This is a genomic window from Streptomyces sp. CGMCC 4.7035 (assembly GCF_031583065.1).
Taxonomy (GTDB): Bacteria; Actinomycetota; Actinomycetes; order Streptomycetales; family Streptomycetaceae; genus Streptomyces; species Streptomyces yaanensis.
The window spans coordinates 7,875,494-7,895,102 of record NZ_CP134053.1 but is presented as its reverse complement, the minus strand read 5'-3'; the positions used below and the strand labels follow the sequence as shown (position 1 = coordinate 7,895,102).

Here is a 19,609-nt window from a genome sequence, read left to right as displayed (position 1 = left end):
GTGTCTGCGGCGTGTTCGGCGTGTCCGGTGTGTTCGGCGTATTCGGTGTGTTCGGTGTGTCCGGGACCAGGTTGCTCATGCCGCCGCCTCCGTCTTCCGGGTCACGCCTCGGTTCGCCGCGTCGTCCGGCGTCCCGACGTCCGTGCTCGTGCGGCCCGTTCCTGCCGCCGCCTCCCTGGCGATGCGCAGGAACGCCTCCTCCAGTGAGGCGGACCGCACATCGAGGCCGCGCAGTTCGACCCGGGCGTGCTGGGCCCACAGCAGCAGGGCGGTGGCCGTGCGCTGGAGTTCGTTCGTCCGCAGGCGGACCGTGCGGCCCGCCGTCTCGTGGGACGTCACACCGAGGTCCGTGAGCGGGGGCAGATCGCCGAGGAAGTAGCCCTCGGGCAGGTCGAAGGAGATCCGGGACGGCTGGGTCGCGGTCACCTCGGCCGGCGTGCCGGAGGCGGCGATGCGCCCCTCGTGGAGCATCGCGAGCCGGTCGGCGAGTCCTTCCGCCTCCTCGAGGTAGTGCGTGGTCAGCAGTACGGTCGTGCCGGCGTCGCGCAGTTCGCGGACCACTCTCCAGGTGTCCTGGCGACCCTCGGCGTCCAGCCCGGTCGTCGGCTCGTCGAGGAAGAGGACCTCGGGACGGCCGAGGAGCGCGAGCGCGAGGTCCAGACGCCGCTTCTCGCCCCCGGACAACTGCTTGACCCGCACACCGGAGCGCCGGGCCAGCCCGACGAGTTCCAGTGCCTCTTGTGTGGGCCGGGCGCCGCTGGTGCAGCCGGCCCACATCCGTGCGGTCTCCGCGACCGTCAGTTCGGAGGGGAAGCCGCCCTCTTGCAGCATCACGCCGATGCGGGGCCGGACGGCCGCCCGCTCCCGGTAGGGATCACGGCCGAGGATCCGGACGCGTCCGCCGGCCGGAGGGGCGAGGCCCTCCAGCAGTTCGACCGTGGACGTCTTGCCCGCGCCGTTGGTGCCGAGGAGCGCGAAGACCTCGCCGTGGCCCACCGAGAAGGTGATCCCGCGCACGGCCTCGAAGCCGCCCCCGTACACGCGACGCAGATCGGTGACCTCGATCACATGCTCGCGCTCGTTCGTGTTCATGGATCCAGCGTCTTCCCCGCCGGGGAGCGACAGCAGTGCGCGGTGTCATCGGTCCCTGTGACAAATGTCAGACGGCGCGGAGGAGAACCCGCACGACGAAGGCCCCGGTCGACTGACCGGGGCCTTCGTTTACCTGAGCGGACGACGAGGCTCGAACTCGCGACCTCAACCTTGGCAAGGTTGCGCTCTACCAACTGAGCTACGTCCGCATTGCCCCCGACCGGCTCTCACCGATCGGTGCGAGCACCAGCCTACCTGATCCACAAGGATGGTCGGACCGATGCTGCAGAGCGGGTGACAGGAATTGCACACTGCGCCTCCCCCTTGGAAAGGGGGTGTTCTGCTACTGAACTACACCCGCATGACTCCTTGGGTCTTGACCTTTCGGCCTCGCCCCTCGGCGTGTTCCAGACTCTAGCTGATCGCCAGGGGTGCAACGCAAGTCGGTTGTGGGCGGGGCCGGATCGGCCAGGGCCGGGGACGGGTGCGCCCCGACAGGGCGCAGGGCAAGGCTCCGACACTCTGCGGCTCCGCCGTGTGGGCGCGAGCAACCCGCGACAGCCGCTGCGAACGCGACGATCGGAGCCCCGGACGATCAGAACCCCAAGGGTGACAAAGGGCCCGGGGCCCGGGGCGCAGCCCCATGACGGCACCCCGGACACCCGAGCCCCGCGGAGCGCTCAGTGGGCCTCAGCGAACGCCTCGTACACCTTCTTCGGGATCCGGCCCCGCGGCGGGACGTCCATCTTGTTGGAGCGGGCCCAGGCGCGGACGGCGGCCGGGTCCGGCGTCAACGCCGTGTGCGTGTACGCCTTCCCGGACTTCGCCTTCTTGCGGCCGGCCTCGACGTACGGTGCCAGCGCCTTACGCAGTTTCTTGGCATTGGCTTGATTGAGGTCGATCTCGTACGACTTGCCGTCCAGTCCGAAGACGATCGTTTCCGCCGCTTCTGAGCCGTCGATGTCGTCAGAGAGAGTGACCACGACACGCTGCGCCACGAATATCGGTCCCTTCGTGCGACACCTCCGTGATCACCCACCACGACGTGCGTAGACGTCCGGGTGATGTCGGGGAGATGTCGACTGTCCGGCAGTAATTAGGCAAAGTATCGGCTATTGCCTTTTCCTTTGTACAGTGCACCGCAATGCATTGTGAAGACCGACTGAATACCTCCGCGTGTCCGTGCGCAATGGCCCCCGCCGCTCTTCTGCGGTTTTCCGAGGATTTTCCCGCACGAGCCCCCGCGCCGATGCCTGATCGTGATGGTGGTCACGTAGGATGCTACGAATCTACGCGAGTAGAAATTTTGTGCGGGTAGTCTGAAGGAACCTGCTCAGCACCACACACCGGGAGTGCCAGTGGCACGCGTCGTAGTCGACGTCATGCTCAAGCCGGAGATCCTCGACCCCCAGGGCCAGGCGGTGCAGCGCGCACTGCCGCGCCTCGGTTTCGAAGGCATCTCCGACGTACGTCAGGGAAAGCGATTCGAACTCGAGGTGGACGGGCCGGTTGACGACGCCGCGCTCGCCCGCATCCACGATCTTGCGGAATCCTTCCTCGCCAACACAGTGATCGAGGACTTCACCGTCAAGGTGGAGGAAGTGGCGGAGGCCGCGAAGTGACCGCTCGTATTGGCGTCGTCACTTTCCCGGGCAGCCTCGACGACCGGGACACGCAGCGTGCGATCCGCCTCGCGGGCGCCGAACCCGTCGCCCTCTGGCACAAGGACAAGGACCTCAAGCAGGTCGACGCCGTGGTGCTGCCGGGTGGTTTCTCGTATGGCGACTATCTGCGCGCCGGTGCCATCTCCCGCTTCTCGCCGGTGATGGAGACCGTCATCGAGCAGGCGAAGGCCGGCCTCCCGGTCCTCGGCATCTGCAACGGGTTCCAGATCCTCACCGAGGCTCACCTCCTCCCGGGCGGGATGCTCGGCAACGACCACCTCCACTTCATCTGCCGCGACCAGAAGCTGCGGGTGGAGAACGCGGAGACGTCTTGGACCAGCGACTACGAGGCCGGCCAGGAGATCCACATCCCGCTGAAGAACATGGACGGCCGGTACGTCGCCGACGAGTACACGCTCGACAAGCTGGAGGCGGAGGGCCGGGTCGTCTTCCGGTACCTGGTCCGCGGCGAAGCCGCTGATGGATACGGCAACCCCAACGGCTCCCTCCGGGACATCGCCGGCATCACCAACGAGGCCGGCAACGTCGTCGGCCTCATGCCGCACCCCGAGCACGCCGTCGAGCCGCTGATCGGCACCGGCCGCACCGACGGCCTCCCGTTCTTCACCTCGATCCTCAAGAAGCTGGTCAACGCATGAGCCGGACGCCTCTGGACACGGTCGAGCACGCGGCCGCGACCCCCGACGTCGAGCTGCCCTGGGCCGAACTCGGTCTGAAGAAGGACGAGTACGAGCGGATCGTCGAGATCCTGGGCCGCCGTCCCACCGGCGCCGAGCTCGCCATGTACTCGGTGATGTGGTCCGAGCACTGCTCGTACAAGAGCAGCAAGGTCCACCTGCGCCAGTTCGGCGAGAAGGCCCCCGAGTCCGACGCGCTGCTCGTCGGCATCGGCGAGAACGCCGGTGTCGTGGACGTCGGCCAGGGTTACGCCGTGACCTTCAAGGTCGAGTCGCACAACCACCCCTCGTACGTCGAGCCCTACCAGGGCGCGGCCACGGGCGTCGGCGGCATCGTGCGCGACATCATCGCGATGGGCGCACGGCCGGTGGCGGTCGTCGACCCGCTGCGTTTCGGTGCGGCCGACCACCCGGACACCAAGCGCGTCCTGCCGGGCGTCGTGGCCGGCATCGGCGGCTACGGCAACTGCCTGGGCCTGCCGAACATCGGCGGCGAGGTCGTCTTCGACGCCTGCTACCAGGGCAACCCGCTGGTCAACGCCGGTGCCATCGGTGTCATGCGGCACGAGGACATCCACCTGGCGAAGGCGTCCGGCGCGGGCAACAAGGTCGTCCTGTACGGCGCCCGTACGGGTGGTGACGGCATCGGCGGCGCCTCGATCCTCGCCTCCGAGACCTTCGACGACGCCAAGCCCTCGAAGCGCCCGGCGGTCCAGGTCGGCGACCCCTTCCAGGAGAAGCTCCTCATCGAGTGCACCCTGGAGGCCTTCAAGGAGAAGCTGGTCGTCGGCATCCAGGACCTGGGCGCCGCCGGTCTGTCCTGCGCCACCTCCGAGCTGGCCTCGAACGGCTCCGGTGGCATGCGCGTGACCCTGGACGACGTTCCGCTGCGCGACTCCACGCTCTCGCCCGAGGAGATCCTCATGAGCGAGTCGCAGGAACGCATGTGCGCGGTGGTCGAGCCCGACAAGGTCGACCGCTTCCTGGAGATCTGCGACAAGTGGGACGTCATCGCCACCGTGATCGGTGAGGTGACCGACGGCGACCGCCTGGAGATCTACTGGCACGGCGGGAAGATCGTCGACGTCGACCCGCGCACGGTCGCGCACGAGGGCCCGGTGTACGAGCGCCCGTACGCGCGCCCGGAGTGGCAGGACGCGCTCCAGGCCGACGACGCGAACAAGCTTCCGCGCCCGGAGAGCGCCGAGGAGCTGAAGAAGCAGGTCCTCCAGCTGGTCGGCTCCCCCAACCAGGCCTCCAAGAAGTGGATCACCTCGCAGTACGACCACTTCGTGCAGGGCAACACGGTCCTCGCCCAGCCCGAGGACTCCGGCATGATCCGCATCGACGAGAAGTCCGGTCTCGGTGTCGCCATCGCGACCGACGGCAACGGCCGGTACGCGAAGCTCGACCCGTACGCGGGCGCGCAGCTCGCCCTCGCCGAGGCGTACCGGAACGTGGCGACCACCGGCGCCAAGCCGCTGGCCGTCTCCGACTGCCTGAACTTCGGCTCGCCCGAGGACCCGGCGGTGATGTGGCAGTTCGCGGAGGCCATCCGTGGCCTCGCCGATGCCTGCCAGCAGCTGGGTACCCCGGTGACCGGCGGCAATGTCTCGCTCTACAACCAGACGGGCGATGTCGCCATCCACCCGACGCCGGTGGTGGCCGTCCTGGGTGTCATCGACGATGTCGCCCGCCGCACGCCCGTCGCCTTCCAGGAGGAGGGGCAGCTGCTCTACCTCCTCGGCGACACCCGTGAGGAGTTCGGTGGTTCGGCCTGGTCGCAGGTCGTCCACGACCACCTGGGCGGTCTGCCCCCGCAGGTCGACCTGGAGCGCGAGCGGCTGCTCGGCGAGATCCTGATCTCGGCGTCCCGCGACGGCATGATCGACTCGGCGCACGACCTGTCCGACGGCGGTCTGATCCAGGCCGTGGTCGAGTCGGCGCTGCTCGGCGGCAAGGGCGCTCGGCTGGTCGTGCCGGACGGGCTCGACGCGTTCACCTTCCTCTTCTCCGAGTCGGCGGGGCGTGCGATCGTCGCCGTGCCGCGCTCCGAGGAGGTCCGCTTCAACGACATGTGCGGCGCGCGGGGCCTGCCGGCCACCCGTGTCGGTGTCGTCGACGGCGACTCGGTGGACATCCAGGGCGAGTTCGCGCTCTCCCTGGCCGAGCTGCGCGAGGCGCACGAGGCCACGATCCCGGCGCTGCTCGCGTAAGCGGTCAGCAGCCGTACGACGGTGAAGGCCCCGCCTGGTGGAAACCGGGCGGGGCCTTCCTCATGCCGCACAGTCGAGGCGCGCGACCGGTCCGTCGGCCTGCAAAGTCGAGGCGCGCGACCCGTCCGTCAGCCTGCACAGCGAGTCGTTCGCCCGCCAGGTGCACCAACCTCGTCGCCGGCACGCCCGTGCTGCTGGAAACGCGCCTTCCTGGCCGCCCAGAAGGGCACGCGCGATCTGGCGGCCCACCTCGCCGAGGAGACCGGCGACCTGATGCTCGCCACGATCGCCGCCGTCACGCTCAGCGCCGCGCGCGATGCCCTGGTCGAGGGGCACCATCGTCGTACCGCGGAAGGCGAGAGCCTGGACGAGGTCGCCGCCGCCGAGCGCGCCCGGCGCGCCTTCGACCTGATCGAAAAGGGCCTGAGCGGGTGCGCGGTGAAGGCATAGGCTCACGCCATGCCCCCGGCCAAGAAGCGCACACGGACGTACGACCCCGCCAAGACCCGCGCCGCGGTCCTCGCCCAGTTCGGGAACGTGCGGGAAGCCGTCGCCACCCTCACCGCCGAGCAACTCGTGCTCCCCACCCGGCTCGGGGACTGGACCGTCCGGGAACTGATCGCGCACACCGGCATGGCTCTTGCGGCCGTCGGCCGGTTCCTCGACAAGCCGGAGCCGCCGAAGCAGGACGCGACGGTCCTTGACTGGCCGTTCGCGACCTCGGCCAACTCCGGGGCCATCGCCGAGGTCGCCCAGCAACTGGCCGAGCGGAATCCCGACCTCGACGCCTTCCTCGCCGGCATCGAGAAGCAGTTCACCGAACACCTCGCGCGGCACCCCGGCAGCCGACTGCTCGACACGAGCGCGGGCGCCATGCCGCTGAGCGACTACCTGGTCACCCGCACCGTCGAACTCGTCGTCCACACCGACGACCTGAACGCCGCCGTCCCGGGCCTCGACATCCCGTACGACCGTCAGGCCCTCGCCGCCTCCACCCGGTTGCTCGCCGACGCGCTCGCCGTGAAGGCACCCGGTGCCTCGACCGAGGTACGCATCCCGCCGTACGCCGTCGTGCAGTGCGTCGAGGGCCCCCGCCACACCCGCGGCACCCCGCCGAACGTCGTCGAGACCGACCCGTTGACCTGGATCCGGCTGGCGACGGGCCGAATGGGGTGGCAGTCCGCTCTCGCCGACGCCAAGGTCGGCGCGAGCGGCGAACGGGCCGACCTCGGCGCTCTGTTGCCCCTGATGGCGTGAGGGACCGGGCCGCGCGCCCGACACGACGGGGGAACCGCCGTCCGGCCCCACCCGTCCCACCCCCATGGACAAGCACCGGCTGACTCTCAGCGTCCTGACCCTGCTCCCGCTCGCGGTGGCCTGCGGTACCGAAGCCGGTTCGGGCGGCGGCGGTTCCGTCGGCGTGGACACCGACCCACCCGTCACCGGCGTCCACTGGCGCGTCGACAGCCTCACCACCGGCGGCACCACCAGGAACGCCCCCGCCGGCGCGTACCTGCGCATCGACGACCACGGCCAGGCCCACGGCAACTACGGCTGCAACAGCTTCGGCGCGCCCGCCACCGTCCGGGGCGACCGCATCGACCTCGGCCCCGCCCAGTCCACCGACATGGCCTGCGAGAAGGCTCCGATGGCCTTCGAAGCGGCCTTCTCCCGCACGCTCGCCGACGGTTCGCTCACCGCCGCCGTCGACCGGAACGAACTGACGCTCACCGCCGAGGACGGCGACCGCGTCCGCCTCACCAAGGAGAACGGCGCGCCGCTGTACGGCACCAGGTGGCAGGTCACCTCCCTGGTCGACGGGGACGTCGCGTCCTCCCTGCCCGCCGCGGCCACCGGCAGGGTCTGGTTCGTCCTCGACAAGGAGTCCGGCACGGCATCGGGCAGCCTGGGCTGCAACCGGTTCACGGCGAGGGCGACCGTACGCGACGGTCATCTCACTCTGGGCGCTCCCAGGACGACCCGCAAGATGTGCGACGCCTCACTCATGAACACGGAGAAGACCCTGAGCGGGCTCTTCGGCCGACCGCTCGCCTACGCCATCGATCATCGCAGCGCCACGCTGACCAGCGAAAACGGCAAGGGGGTCAACGTGGTCGCCGAGCAGTGACACCGGGAATCCGCCGAGGTCGGGAGCGATGTCGGGCACATGACGGGATTCGGACCAGTGCGCGATCTCGCCTACACTCGGTGGCGTGCCACGTGGTGACGGTCGACTCAATCACGATCTGCTCCCCGGTGAGAAGGGCCCCCAGGACGCGTGTGGCGTCTTCGGTGTCTGGGCTCCGGGTGAAGAGGTCGCAAAGCTCACGTACTTCGGGCTCTACGCCCTCCAGCATCGAGGCCAGGAATCCGCGGGTATCGCGGTCAGCAACGGCTCTCAGATCCTCGTCTTCAAGGACATGGGCCTGGTCTCCCAGGTCTTCGACGAGACCTCGCTCGGTTCGCTCCAGGGTCACATCGCGGTCGGTCACGCCCGCTACTCGACCACCGGCGCCTCCGTGTGGGAGAACGCCCAGCCGACGTTCCGCGCCACCGCGCACGGTTCCATCGCGCTCGGCCACAACGGCAACCTCGTCAACACGGCGCAGCTCGCCGAGATGGTCGCCGCCCTCCCCAAGGAGAACGGCCGCGCCACGCAGGTGGCCGCGACGAACGACACCGACCTCGTCACCGCCCTCCTCGCGGGCCAGGTGGACGGCGACGGCAAGCCGCTGACCATCGAGGAAGCGGCCGCCGCGATCCTCCCGCAGGTCAAGGGCGCCTTCTCGCTCGTCTTCATGGACGAGGAGACCCTCTACGCGGCCCGCGACCCGCAGGGCATCCGCCCGCTGGTCCTCGGCCGTCTGGAGCGCGGCTGGGTGGTCGCCTCAGAGACCGCCGCGCTCGACATCACGGGCGCCAGCTTCGTCCGCGAGATCGAGCCGGGCGAGTTCGTCGCCATCGACGAGAACGGCATTCGTACGTCCCGGTTCGCGGAAGCGAAGCCCAAGGGCTGTGTCTTCGAGTACGTGTACCTGGCCCGCCCCGACACCGACATCGCCGGCCGGAACGTTTACCTCTCCCGTGTCGAGATGGGCCGCCGCCTCGCCAAGGAGGCACCCGCCGAGGCCGATCTGGTCATAGCGACGCCCGAGTCCGGCACCCCCGCCGCGATCGGCTACGCGGAGGCCTCCGGCATCCCGTTCGGCGCCGGCCTGGTGAAGAACGCGTACGTCGGCCGCACCTTCATCCAGCCCTCGCAGACGATCCGCCAGCTCGGCATCCGTCTGAAGCTGAACCCCCTGAAGGAAGTCATCAAGGGCAAGCGCCTGGTCGTCGTCGACGACTCGATCGTGCGCGGCAACACCCAGCGGGCGCTGGTGCGGATGCTGCGCGAGGCGGGCGCGGCGGAGGTCCACATCCGGATCTCCTCTCCCCCCGTGAAGTGGCCCTGCTTCTTCGGTATCGACTTCGCCACCCGCGCCGAGCTGATCGCCAACGGCATGTCGGTCGACGAGATCGGCCGGTCCCTCGGCGCGGACTCCCTGGCGTACATCTCCATCGACGGCATGATCGAGGCGACCACCATCGCCAAGCCGAACCTGTGCCGTGCCTGCTTCGACGGCGAGTACCCGATGGAGCTGCCCGACCCGGAGCTGCTGGGCAAGCAGCTGCTGGAGACCGAGCTGGCGGCCGGTCCTGCCGCCACGGCCGCGTCCGACGCGATCCGTCGCCCGTAAGACCAGGGGGTCCGGGTGAACACCCCCGGACCCCGGTCCGGGGGACCCCAGAAGGCCCAGCCACCAACCCGAAAGATCCCAGGCAATGTCTGAGACGAAGTCCGGCGCTTCCTACGCCGCCGCCGGCGTGGACATCGAAGCCGGTGACCGTGCCGTCGAGCTCATGAAGGAGTGGGTGAAGAAGACGCAGCGCCCCGAGGTCCTCGGCGGCCTCGGCGGCTTCGCCGGCCTCTTCGACGCCTCCGCCCTCAAGCGCTACGAGCGTCCGCTGCTCGCCTCCGCCACCGACGGCGTGGGTACGAAGGTCGACATCGCGCGCCGGATGGGCGTCTACGACACCATCGGCCACGACCTGGTCGCCATGGTCATGGACGACATCGTGGTGTGCGGCGCCGAGCCGCTGTTCATGACCGACTACATCTGCGTCGGCAAGGTCCACCCGGAGCGCGTCGCGGCGATCGTCAAGGGCATCGCCGAGGGCTGTGTGCTGGCCGGGTGCGCCCTGGTCGGCGGTGAGACGGCCGAACACCCCGGCCTCCTCGGCCCGGACGACTTCGACGTCGCGGGCGCCGGTACGGGCGTCGTGGAGGCCGACCGGCTGCTCGGCGCGGAACGCATCCGCAAGGGTGACGCGGTGATCGCCATGGCGGCCTCCGGACTTCACTCGAACGGGTACTCGCTCGTGCGGCACGTCCTCCTCGACCGGGCGAAGCTCGGCCTCGACCAGCACATCGAGGAACTGGGCCGCACCCTCGGCGAGGAACTGCTGGAGCCCACCAAGATCTACTCGCTGGACTGCCTGGCGCTGACCCGCACCGCCGAGGTGCACGCGTTCAGCCACATCACCGGCGGCGGACTCGCGGCCAACCTGGCCCGGGTGATCCCGGACGACCTGCACGCGATCGTCGACCGCTCCACCTGGACCCCGGCTCCGGTCTTCGACCTCGTCGGCAGGACCGGCGACGTCGAGCGCCTGGAGCTGGAGAAGACCCTGAACATGGGCGTCGGCATGATGGCGATCGTGCCGGAGGAGTCGGTAGACGTGGCGCTGGCCGCCCTGGCCGACCGCGGGGTCGACGCCTGGGTCGCCGGTGAGATCACGGACCGGGGCGAGCACGAGACGGGCGCCCTCCTGGTCGGCGACTACGCCTGACAGGCAGCACGAAACCCGGTTCGGAGCTTGAAGCCCGGACCGGGTGAAGTGCGGTTGTTACGGGAAATGCGAAGCGTGCTGCGTCAAGCGCCGCGACGCTGCGACGTGGGACCGGACTGCTCGTCCTCTTCGTCCTCATCGTCGTCGTTGTACAGATCCGCGTACTGGGCGTACGGGTCGTCGTCTTCGTCGTCCTCGAACGGCTCGCCGTTCGGCGGCTGGTTCGAAGTCGAAGCGCCCAGCTCGTTGGCCAGACGCGACAGGTCAGTCCCGCCGCTGTTGTACTTCAGCTGGCGGGCGACCTTCGTCTGCTTGGCCTTGGCCCGGCCGCGCCCCATGGCTCGACCCCCTCGATGACGGGGCTCGACGGCCCCAGAGTCTTGACACGCGTTCATGATCCGGAACGGGCTCTCCGTGGAGAGACCGGTCCGTAGGGCTTCCACGGTACCTGAGCCCACGCCCATACGGTACGTCGCCCGCAGGACGGGCGTGTGCACAGAACCGCCGAGGCGCCCCGTCCTCGCTGGTCACGGCCGATTTTAACCACTTCTTGGCGGACGACCCGCCGATAGAAGTGAGAGTTCTCTCCAACCATCCACCGGCGGGTACCGCTCAAACCCGGAGGGCTCCCCCGACGAAGGTCACCGGCCGCGTGCCTCCGCCATCCGCTGCTCGGCGATCCGGTCGGCCGCGGCGGCCGGCGGAATGCCGTCCTCCTTCGCGCGTGCGAATATGGCCAGCGTGGTGTCGAAGATCTTCGCCGCCTTCGCCTTGCACCGGGCGAAGTCGAAGCCGTGCAGCTCGTCGGCGACCTGGATGACGCCGCCGGCGTTGACGACGTAGTCCGGCGCGTACAGGATCCCGCGGTCGGCGATGTCCTTCTCCACGCCCGGGTGCGCGAGCTGGTTGTTGGCCGCGCCGCACACCACCTTCGCCGTCAGCACCGGCACGGAGTCGTCGTTCAGTGCGCCGCCGAGCGCACAGGGCGCGTAGATGTCGAGCCCTTCGGTGCGGATGAGGGCGTCTGTGTCGGCGGCGACGACGACCTCCGGGTGCGCGTCGAGGACCCGGCGTACGGCGTCGGGGCGCACATCCGTGATCACGACCTGGGCGCCGTCCTCCAGCAGGTGCTCGACCAGGTAGTGACCGACCTTGCCGACGCCGGCGATGCCGACCTTCCGGCCGCGCAGCGTCGGGTCGCCCCACAGGTGCTGGGCGGAGGCCCGCATGCCCTGGAAGACGCCGTAGGCGGTGAGGACGGAGGAGTCGCCCGCGCCGCCGTTCTCCGGGGAGCGGCCGGTGGTCCAGCGGCACTCCCGCGCCACGACGTCCATGTCGGCCACATACGTGCCGACGTCGCACGCGGTGACGTAGCGCCCGCCGAGCGAGGCCACGAAACGGCCGTACGCCAGCAGCAGCTCCTCGGTCTTGATCCGCTCGGGGTCACCGATGATCACGGCCTTGCCGCCGCCGTGGTCCAGGCCGGCCATGGCGTTCTTGTACGACATCCCGCGCGCGAGGTTCAGCGCGTCGGCGACGGCCTCCTCCTCGGTGGCGTACGGGTAGAAGCGCGTGCCGCCGAGGGCGGGGCCCAGGGCGGTGGAGTGGATCGCGATGACGGCCTTGAGGCCACTGGCCCGGTCCTGGCAGAGCACGACCTGCTCGTGGCCCCCCTGGTCCGAGTGGAACAGGGTGTGCAGGACGCCGTCGGTTACGTCGGTCACTGTGGTGACTCCCGGTTGAGTAGCGGCGATTGAGGGGCGGGTCCCGTACGGGTGGCGGGCCCCGTGGGCATGAGCGTAGAGCGTGGAGGCGGCCGTGATCGGCGCAGTGCCGAGGATCACCCTCCCTCGGAGTAAGGCCCGGCCGGTTCGTGGGACGATTTGCAATGGTTTTCCACCCCGCCCGGGCCGCGCCCGGACGGGTTTCGGGTCAGGTCCGGTGGGGAGGGAGCAGGCGTGCCCAAGGTGTCCTCGGTGATCGTCCCGTACGCGGCCTATCTGCGCGTGTACGAACCGCTGGCCGCCTTCCCCGAGCCGGAACGCGGCCACTGGGCCCGGTACGCCCGGCGCCCCGACCGGCCCTCGTACCAGGACGAACTGCGCCGTTCTCTGGCCGACTTGCTGCCCACCCCGCCCATCCCGGTGCCGGTGCACGAGAGCGGCGACGCCTTCGTGACCGAGGTCGAGGGGGTGCTGTGCGTCTGCCCCTGGCGCACCCGGCTGCGCGGCTGGCAGGCGCTCGGGGAGCTGGCCGAGGAGCTGCCGGCGCCGGTCCTGGACGCGGTCCTGCCGCCCGTGGTGCGCCGCCAGGCCGCCCAGGACTACGAGCGCTGGCTGACCCGTAACCCGGACGCCCGCCCGTGGATCCGCACCGCGACCTGGCAGGTGCCGCTGAACTGGTTCGTGCTCGTCTCCGACGACGAGCGCCGGTACGACAAGGGGTTGGGCGACGTCCCGCCGATGCTGCGCTATCGCACGCCCATGGTGCAGGCGCGGCGGCGGACGGCGCGGGCGTTGCGGACGCTCAGGGACGCGATCGACGAGGGGCCGCTCATCGACGGTCTGGTGGACGTGGGGCGGTGGCTGGAGGAGTTCCATCCGCGGTCGCTGGTCGAGCTGGACTACGGCGGGCTCGTGCACGTCCTGCCGGCCGCGGAGCTGGACCGGGACCACTCGGCCGCGGATGTCGCCGAGGGGATCGAAGCGCTGCGGCGCGGGGACGGGGTGGCGGCCGGGGAGGCGTACGGGCGGCTGGTGGAGCGCTGGCGGGCCGTAGGGGACCGTCGGTCGGCGAACTGAGGGCGGGTCCTCAGCCGGGGCCTTCGCGAACCAGTGAGCGAATTGTGACCCGTGAGACATGGTGAAGTGACAACCGTTGGCCCATGGTTGACGTACCGCAGGTAGGGGCCGGGGACGTAGGTCTCGATCCGGGCTAATGCCGTCAAGCGTGACGGACTGCACTTACGCGGACCTTGCGCCTTACGGCCCTCCTCATGCCAAAATAGGACAAGGAGCCCGGGGGAGGTTCCTTCTGCCCACTTATGGGCGGAGACTCAGCATTGCACGCTTTGGGGGGTCTGATGACTCCTGATCGCCCTGTGACTGATCGTCACAGTGGCGTGACTGTCCGCTATGGCATGGTCCATCGGCTTCCGTCGCTGATGAACACCTGGGAGGGCAATTCCATCGGTTTGGCCGACGCGGCTGGACAGATGGTGTAGTTGTAGTGCCGAGGACAAGCCGTTCGTCCTATAACCGACTCGACTCGCGTCCGCCATTTCGGGCAACGCGGGTCAAGGTGCAGAATTTAGAGGAAAGAACCGAGAAGGTTCGGTTCTCCCGAGGAGGCCGCTCATGACCGCTCGCACCCCTGATGCCGAGCCGCTGCTGACCCCGGCTGAGGTCGCCACGATGTTCCGCGTCGACCCGAAGACGGTCACGCGGTGGGCGAAGGCCGGAAAGCTCACGTCCATCCGCACGCTCGGCGGGCACCGCCGCTACCGCGAGGCCGAGGTCCGTGCTCTGCTCGCGGGTATCCCGCAGCAGCGCAGCGAGGCCTGAGCAAGCGCATAGCCCGGACATCTCGGTAGGTCCCCCAACCTGCTGCGACGTCCGAACCACAGCTCCAAGCGACGTGGGTTCTGCCCCAACAGGGCCCTCTCCCAAGGTCACTAGAGGCACGACAAGGGTGCGTCGTCGATCGCGCTGGACTCCGCCGGGTCCAGCGCGATCTTTTTTGTGCCCTGACTGTGTGTGGGCTGTGCGTTCGGGGCCGGGCTGTGAGCGCCTTGTCGGAGTCTGGGGAGGGGTGTCGGATCTGCTGTGCAGTCCCTCAAACAGCGGTGCAATTGCACATATTAAATTGACCTGTTGTAGGAGGGGTGTAAGTTCTGCGGTTCCCAAAACTTCTCTGGTGACACCCGTCACATGCCAGAGTCCTTGTTGCGCTCGCGGTGCTTTTGCTAGAGGAACACGGCGTCGTGGGGCGGGTGTTGGGGAGACCGTACGTCCAGGGGTGCCCAGGCGGAGGCGGTACGAACCCCCGGCGCGGCATCCTTTCGGACCGTTCGGGGCCACGGCCGGGCGCCGGCGCGCGCTGGAGGCGCGTACCGGGCCGGCTCACGCCTTGGAGGGGCTTTCGTCCTCGGAGACCGTCTCAGGGCTCTCCTCGCCGCCGTGGGCGGGTTCCATGGCCAGGCGCAGGAGCTGATGGCAGATCGGGCAGTGCCGCGTCAGATGGCGGTACCCGGTAGCCGCGGACAGGTGAGCACGGAGCAGAGCGCGTGTCTCATGCCGAGCGGATGCCGCCATACGCCACCTCCCGAGGCCCGGACAGTCGGGGCTCTGGTTTCTGGGGTACCGGTGGAATGTGACGCCGTCAAGGCACCGGATGCCCCGACGACGACGGCACGGGCCTCCCCGTCGCCTCTGGCCGCGTTCACCTGGCCAGGTCGTGAGGGACTCCGCCTTTCCGGGACTGGACCACGGACAAGATCCGTGTCGCCGCCCTGTTGCGGCAGTGCTCCATCAGCGGCCTCCGGCCGCGGGGGACGACCAGTGCGCCCAAAACCGTTCGGGGCGTGCCGGTGGGCGGACTCACTCCCGCTCACTGCCAAGGAGCGGTTGGGGGATGTGGGCCGTGGTGGCCCGAAGCCCGGGGAGCCGCGGAGCGGCCCGTGACACGAGGGCCCCGCATCCACTGGATGCGGGGCCCTCGCTCTGCATGAGGAAGGCCCCGCATCTCACCGATGCGGGGCCTTCGTTCTGCGGTCCTGACGGGATTTGAACCCGCGGCCTCCACCTTGACAGGGTGGCGAGCACTCCAAACTGCTCCACAGGACCAGGTTTCGCGGCACTTTGTCTTGCGCTGTGCTGCGAGAAGGACTGTACAGGAGGGTGAGCCCCTTGGTCGAACTCACCCTCTGTACCGTCTCCGTCACGGCGCCGCCGCGTCGATCGCCTTCACGATCCGCTTGTCCGACACCGGGTACGCCGTGCCCAGCGCATGGGCGAAATAGCTGACCCGGAGCTCCTCGATCATCCAGCGGATGTCCAGGACCTGCTGCGGTACCGGCCGGCCCTGGGGGAGCTGCTCCAGCAGCCAGGCGTACTCGTCCTGCATCTCGTGGACCTTCTCCATGCGGGAGGTGTCCCGCTGGACTCCCGTCGGCATCTGCTGCAGGCGCCGGTCGGCGGCCACCAGATAGCGCATCAGGTCGGGGAGGCGGCGCAGGCCCGCCCATGTGACGAAGCCGGGCTTCACAAGGGCGTCCAGCTGCTTGCGCACGTCCGCCAGGTTTGCCAGCAGCGCGGGGCTGCGTGCGGCCTTCAGCCGGCGCTCACAGGCCTGCCAGGCGGCAAGGACCTGCTGCACCTGCCCGACGGTACGCACCGTCGTGTCGACGATCTCGGCACGCACCTTGTCGTACAGCTTGCGGTACGACTCCTCGTCCCACGCCGGGCCGCCGAAGTCGCCCATCAGCTTGTCCGCCGCCGCCATCGCGCAGTCGTCGAACAGGGCCTGTATCGAGCCGTGCGGATTGGCCGACAGGGCGAGCTTCTGGGCGTTCGTCAGCTTCTCGGACGCGAACTTCGCCGGATTGACCGGGATGTTGCGCAGAATGAGCCGCCGCGTGCCCTTCCACATCGCCTCCGCCTGCTCCACCTCCGTGTCGAAGAGGCGTACGGAGACCGTGTCGCCGTCGTCCACCAGCGCCGGAAAGGCCTTCACGGGCTGGCCGGCGCGGCGGGTCTCGAAGACACGGGTGAGGGAGCCGATCGTCCAGTCGGTGAGGCCGTCGCGCTCCAGGGACTCGCCGCCCTGGCGCTCGGCCGTCGCCGCCGCGGCCTGGGAGAGGGCCTGACGCGCCTTCGGCTTCAGACGAAGCTTCAGCGCCTCCAGATCCTTGTCCTCGGCCAGCTTGCGGCGCCGCTCGTCGACGATCCGGAAGGTGATCTTCAGGTGGTCGGGGACCTTCGCCCAGTCGAAGTCCTCCGCCTCGAAGGGGACGCCGACCATACGCTTCAGCTCACGCGTCATGGTCGTCGTCAGCGGCTCCTGAAGCGGCACCGCCTTCTCCAGGAACGCCTTCGCATAGTTGGGCGCGGGGACGTAGTGGCGGCGGATCGGCTTCGGGAGGGAGCGGATCAGCTCGGTGACGACCTCCTCCCTGAGGCCCGGAATCTGCCAGTCGAAGCCCTCGTCCGTGACCTGGTTGAGGACCTGCAGCGGGATGTGCACCGTCACGCCGTCCGCGTCCGCGCCCGGCTCGAACTGGTACGTCACCCTGAACTTCAGGCGCCCCTGGCGCCACGAGTCGGGGTAGTCGTCCTTGGTGACCGCGCCCGCCTTCTCGTTGATGAGCATCTCGCGCTCGAAGTCGAGGAAGTCGGGCTGCTCGTGCCGCTTGCTCTTCCACCACGAGTCGAAGTGCGCGCCCGACACGACGTGTTCGGGCACCCGCTGGTCGTAGAAGTCGAACAGCGTCTCGTCGTCCACCAGGATGTCCCGGCGCCGGGCGCGGTGCTCCAGCTCCTCGACCTCGGTGAGGAGCTTGCGGTTGTCGGCGAAGAACTTGTGGTGCGTGCGCCAGTCGCCCTCGACGAGAGCGTTGCGGATGAACAGCTCGCGGCTCGTCTCCGGGTCGATACGGCCGTAGTTCACCTTCCGCTGGGCGACGATCGGGACGCCGTACAGCGTGACCTTCTCGTACGCCATCACGGCCGCCTGGTCCTTCTCCCAGTGCGGCTCGCTGTAGGTCCGCTTGAGGAGGTGTTCGGCGAGCGGTTCGACCCACTCCGGCTCGATCTTGGCGTTGACGCGTGCCCAGAGGCGCGAGGTCTCGACGAGCTCGGCCGACATCACGAAGCGCGGGGGCTTCTTGAACAGGGACGAGCCCGGGAAGATCGCGAACTTGGCGTTGCGGGCGCCGACGTACTCGTTGCGTCCGCCGTCCTTGCGGGCGGCGGGGCCGGAGTCCTTGGACTCCTTCACGTCCTTCAGGCCGATGTGCGAGAGCAGGCCGGCGAGGAGCGAGATGTGGATGCGGTCGGCGGGGGCGTCCTGCTCGTTGAGGTGGATGCCCATCTGCTTGGCGACCGTGCGCAGCTGCGTGTAGATGTCCTGCCATTCGCGGATGCGCAGGAAGTTCAGGTACTCCTGCTTGCACATACGGCGGAACGACGACGAGCCGCGCTCCTTCTGCTGCTCGCGGATGTAGCGCCACAGGTTGAGGTACGCGAGGAAGTCGCTGGTCTCGTCCCTGAAGCGGGCGTGCTGCTGGTCGGCCTGGGCCTGTTTGTCGGCGGGGCGCTCGCGCGGGTCCTGGATGGACAGCGCGGCGGCGATGACCATGACCTCGCGGACACAGCCGTTGCGGTCCGCTTCCAGGACCATGCGCGCCAGGCGCGGGTCGACCGGCAGTTGGGCGAGCTTGCGGCCGCTGTCCGTGAGCCGCTTGCGGGGGTCCTTCTGGGCGGGGTCCAGCGCACCCAGCTCCTGGAGGAGTTGCACGCCGTCCCGGATGTTGCGGTGGTCCGGCGGGTCGATGAAGGGGAACTTCTCGATGTCGCCGAGGCCGGCCGCGGTCATCTGGAGGATGACGGAGGCGAGGTTCGTACGCAGGATCTCGGCGTCCGTGAACTCGGGCCGGGTGGTGAAGTCGTCCTCGCTGTACAGGCGGACGCAGATGCCGTCGGACGTACGGCCGCAGCGGCCCTTGCGCTGGTTGGCGCTCGCCTGGGAGATCGCCTCGATGGGCAGGCGCTGGACCTTGGTGCGGTGGCTGTAGCGCGAGATACGGGCGAAGCCGGGGTCGATGACGTACTTGATGCCCGGGACGGTGAGGGAGGTCTCGGCGACGTTCGTGGCCAGAACGATCCTGCGGCCCGTGTGCGGCTGGAAGACGCGGTGCTGCTCCGCGTGGGAGAGGCGGGCGTAGAGGGGGAGGATCTCGGTGAAGCGGTAGTTCTTCTTGGTGAGCGCGTCCGCCGTGTCGCGGATCTCGCGCTCTCCGGAGAGGAAGACCAGGATGTCGCCCTTGCCCTCCGCCATCAGCTCCTCGACGGCGTCCGTGATCGCGGTGATCTGGTCGCGGTCGGCGTCGTCGGAGTCCTCTTCGAGGAGGGGGCGGTAGCGCACCTCGACCGGGTACGTACGCCCGCTGACCTCGATGATCGGCGCGTCGTTGAAGTGGCGCGAGAAGCGCTCCGGGTCGATCGTGGCCGAGGTGATGACGACCTTGAGATCCGGGCGCCGGGGCAGGAGCTGGGCCAGGTAGCCGAGCAGGAAGTCGATGTTGAGGGACCGCTCGTGGGCCTCGTCGATGATGATCGTGTCGTAGGCGCGCAGCTCGCGGTCCGTCTGGATCTCGGCGAGCAGGATGCCGTCCGTCATGAGCTTGACGAAGGTGGCGTCCGGGTTCACCTGGTCGGTGAAGCGGACCTTCCAGCCGACGGCCTCGCCGAGGGGCGTGTCGAGCTCTTCGGCGACGCGCTCCGCGACGGTGCGGGCGGCGATACGGCGGGGCTGGGTGTGGCCGATCATGCCGCGGACGCCGCGGCCGAGCTCAAGACAGATCTTGGGGATCTGCGTGGTCTTGCCCGAGCCGGTCTCACCGGCCACGATGACGACCTGGTGGTCGCGTATGGCGTCGGCGATATCGCTCTTCTTCTGGCTGACGGGGAGCTGTTCGGGGTACGTGACGGCGGGGACGCGGGCGGTGCGCGCGGCCATCCTGTCCTCGGCCTTGACGACCTCCGCCTCGATCTCGGCGAGTACGGCGGCCCGGGCCTCGGGCTTGCGGATCTTGCGCGCGCCTTCGAGCCTGCGGCCGAGGCGGTGCGCGTCGCGCAGCGAGAGCTCGGTCAGGCGAGGGGCGAGGGTGCCGAGGGCGGGGGCGGGATGCGTAGACATACGCGGTCCAGGATCTCATCTCGGGGAAATTCCTGGCTAACGATTTGCCTCCGGCGGTTCGGGCGAGGGGCGCTCCTGGCCGGTGGAAGCGTGCGGCGTGCGTGTCCGGCCCCGGCGGGTCGACAACCGC

Annotated in this window: 16 protein-coding genes and 3 tRNA genes; 10 read left to right on the top strand and 9 right to left on the bottom strand. The window is 69.2% G+C overall.

The window, feature by feature from the left end:
- Positions 1-75: 75 nt before the first annotated feature.
- From Q2K21_RS34790 to Q2K21_RS34775, 4 genes are all read right to left on the bottom strand, one after another.
- Entirely contained in the window at positions 76-1,092 is a 1,017-nt protein-coding gene (locus tag Q2K21_RS34790; RefSeq protein WP_310780145.1) for an ABC transporter ATP-binding protein, read from the bottom strand.
- Positions 1,093-1,228: 136 nt separating this feature from the next.
- Positions 1,229-1,301 (bottom strand) — tRNA-Gly (locus tag Q2K21_RS34785).
- A gap of 80 nt (positions 1,302-1,381) precedes the next feature.
- Positions 1,382-1,453, bottom strand: a tRNA-Gly gene (locus tag Q2K21_RS34780).
- Positions 1,454-1,772: 319 nt separating this feature from the next.
- Positions 1,773-2,090 (bottom strand): histone-like nucleoid-structuring protein Lsr2, encoded by a 318-nt coding sequence (locus tag Q2K21_RS34775; protein ID WP_310780144.1) that lies wholly within the window; start codon positions 2,088-2,090, stop codon positions 1,773-1,775.
- A gap of 360 nt (positions 2,091-2,450) precedes the next feature.
- On the opposite strand from Q2K21_RS34775, the gene purS reads away from it, so the two are divergent.
- The 8 genes from purS (at position 2,451) to purM (ending at position 10,563) form a co-directional block, all read left to right on the top strand.
- On the top strand, positions 2,451-2,714 hold the full coding sequence (gene purS, locus Q2K21_RS34770; RefSeq protein WP_019982969.1) for a phosphoribosylformylglycinamidine synthase subunit PurS: 264 nt from the start codon (positions 2,451-2,453) through the stop codon (positions 2,712-2,714).
- Positions 2,711-3,415 (top strand): phosphoribosylformylglycinamidine synthase subunit PurQ, encoded by a 705-nt coding sequence (purQ, locus tag Q2K21_RS34765; RefSeq protein ID WP_310780140.1) that lies wholly within the window; start codon positions 2,711-2,713, stop codon positions 3,413-3,415. Before purS ends, purQ begins: the two co-directional genes overlap by 4 nt.
- The gene (gene purL / locus Q2K21_RS34760; protein WP_310780138.1) at positions 3,412-5,670 is read left to right on the top strand and encodes a phosphoribosylformylglycinamidine synthase subunit PurL; all 2,259 of its coding nucleotides are present in this window, start codon (positions 3,412-3,414) and stop codon (positions 5,668-5,670) included. The genes purQ and purL overlap by 4 nt, the downstream gene beginning before the upstream one ends.
- 273 nt (positions 5,671-5,943) lie before the next feature.
- Entirely contained in the window at positions 5,944-6,120 is a 177-nt protein-coding gene (locus tag Q2K21_RS34755; protein ID WP_310780137.1) for a hypothetical protein, read from the top strand.
- 9 nt (positions 6,121-6,129) lie between these two features.
- Positions 6,130-6,927 (top strand): maleylpyruvate isomerase family mycothiol-dependent enzyme, encoded by a 798-nt coding sequence (locus tag Q2K21_RS34750; RefSeq protein ID WP_310780135.1) that lies wholly within the window; start codon positions 6,130-6,132, stop codon positions 6,925-6,927.
- Between the two features lie 64 nt (positions 6,928-6,991).
- Positions 6,992-7,798, top strand: coding sequence for an META domain-containing protein (locus Q2K21_RS34745; RefSeq protein WP_310780133.1), 807 nt, complete (start codon positions 6,992-6,994; stop codon positions 7,796-7,798).
- Positions 7,799-7,883: 85 nt separating this feature from the next.
- Positions 7,884-9,410, top strand: a complete 1,527-nt coding sequence (purF, locus tag Q2K21_RS34740) for an amidophosphoribosyltransferase (protein WP_310780132.1) — start codon at positions 7,884-7,886, stop codon at positions 9,408-9,410.
- An 85-nt stretch (positions 9,411-9,495) separates the two neighbouring features.
- Positions 9,496-10,563 carry a phosphoribosylformylglycinamidine cyclo-ligase gene (gene purM / locus Q2K21_RS34735; RefSeq protein ID WP_310780131.1) on the top strand — a complete coding sequence of 356 codons (1,068 nt, stop codon included), beginning with the start codon at positions 9,496-9,498 and terminating at the stop codon, positions 10,561-10,563.
- 83 nt (positions 10,564-10,646) lie between these two features.
- Here the strand turns inward: purM and Q2K21_RS34730 are convergent, their stop codons facing one another.
- Complete coding sequence (locus tag Q2K21_RS34730; RefSeq protein WP_310780129.1) at positions 10,647-10,901, bottom strand: DUF3073 domain-containing protein; 255 nt, start codon at positions 10,899-10,901, stop codon at positions 10,647-10,649.
- Positions 10,902-11,204: 303 nt separating this feature from the next.
- Positions 11,205-12,287, bottom strand: coding sequence for a Leu/Phe/Val dehydrogenase (locus Q2K21_RS34725; RefSeq protein WP_310780127.1), 1,083 nt, complete (start codon positions 12,285-12,287; stop codon positions 11,205-11,207).
- 234 nt (positions 12,288-12,521) lie between these two features.
- Here Q2K21_RS34725 and Q2K21_RS34720 point away from each other — a divergent pair, with 234 nt between their 5' ends.
- Together Q2K21_RS34720 and bldC are read left to right on the top strand one after the other, a co-directional pair.
- Positions 12,522-13,364: a hypothetical protein gene (locus tag Q2K21_RS34720; protein ID WP_310780125.1), complete on the top strand. Its 843-nt coding sequence runs from the start codon at positions 12,522-12,524 to the stop codon at positions 13,362-13,364.
- 555 nt (positions 13,365-13,919) lie between these two features.
- Positions 13,920-14,126, top strand: coding sequence for a developmental transcriptional regulator BldC (bldC, locus tag Q2K21_RS34715; RefSeq protein WP_003949541.1), 207 nt, complete (start codon positions 13,920-13,922; stop codon positions 14,124-14,126).
- A gap of 558 nt (positions 14,127-14,684) precedes the next feature.
- Here bldC and Q2K21_RS34710 read toward each other — a convergent pair.
- From Q2K21_RS34710 to hrpA, 3 genes are all read right to left on the bottom strand, one after another.
- A complete protein-coding gene (locus Q2K21_RS34710; protein ID WP_310779938.1) occupies positions 14,685-14,876 on the bottom strand; it encodes a DUF6274 family protein in 192 nt (63 codons plus the stop codon).
- Positions 14,877-15,332: 456 nt separating this feature from the next.
- Positions 15,333-15,407, bottom strand: a tRNA-Asp gene (locus tag Q2K21_RS34705).
- A 94-nt stretch (positions 15,408-15,501) separates the two neighbouring features.
- Positions 15,502-19,479: an ATP-dependent RNA helicase HrpA gene (hrpA, locus tag Q2K21_RS34700; protein ID WP_310779936.1), complete on the bottom strand. Its 3,978-nt coding sequence runs from the start codon at positions 19,477-19,479 to the stop codon at positions 15,502-15,504.
- Positions 19,480-19,609 lie beyond the last annotated feature (130 nt).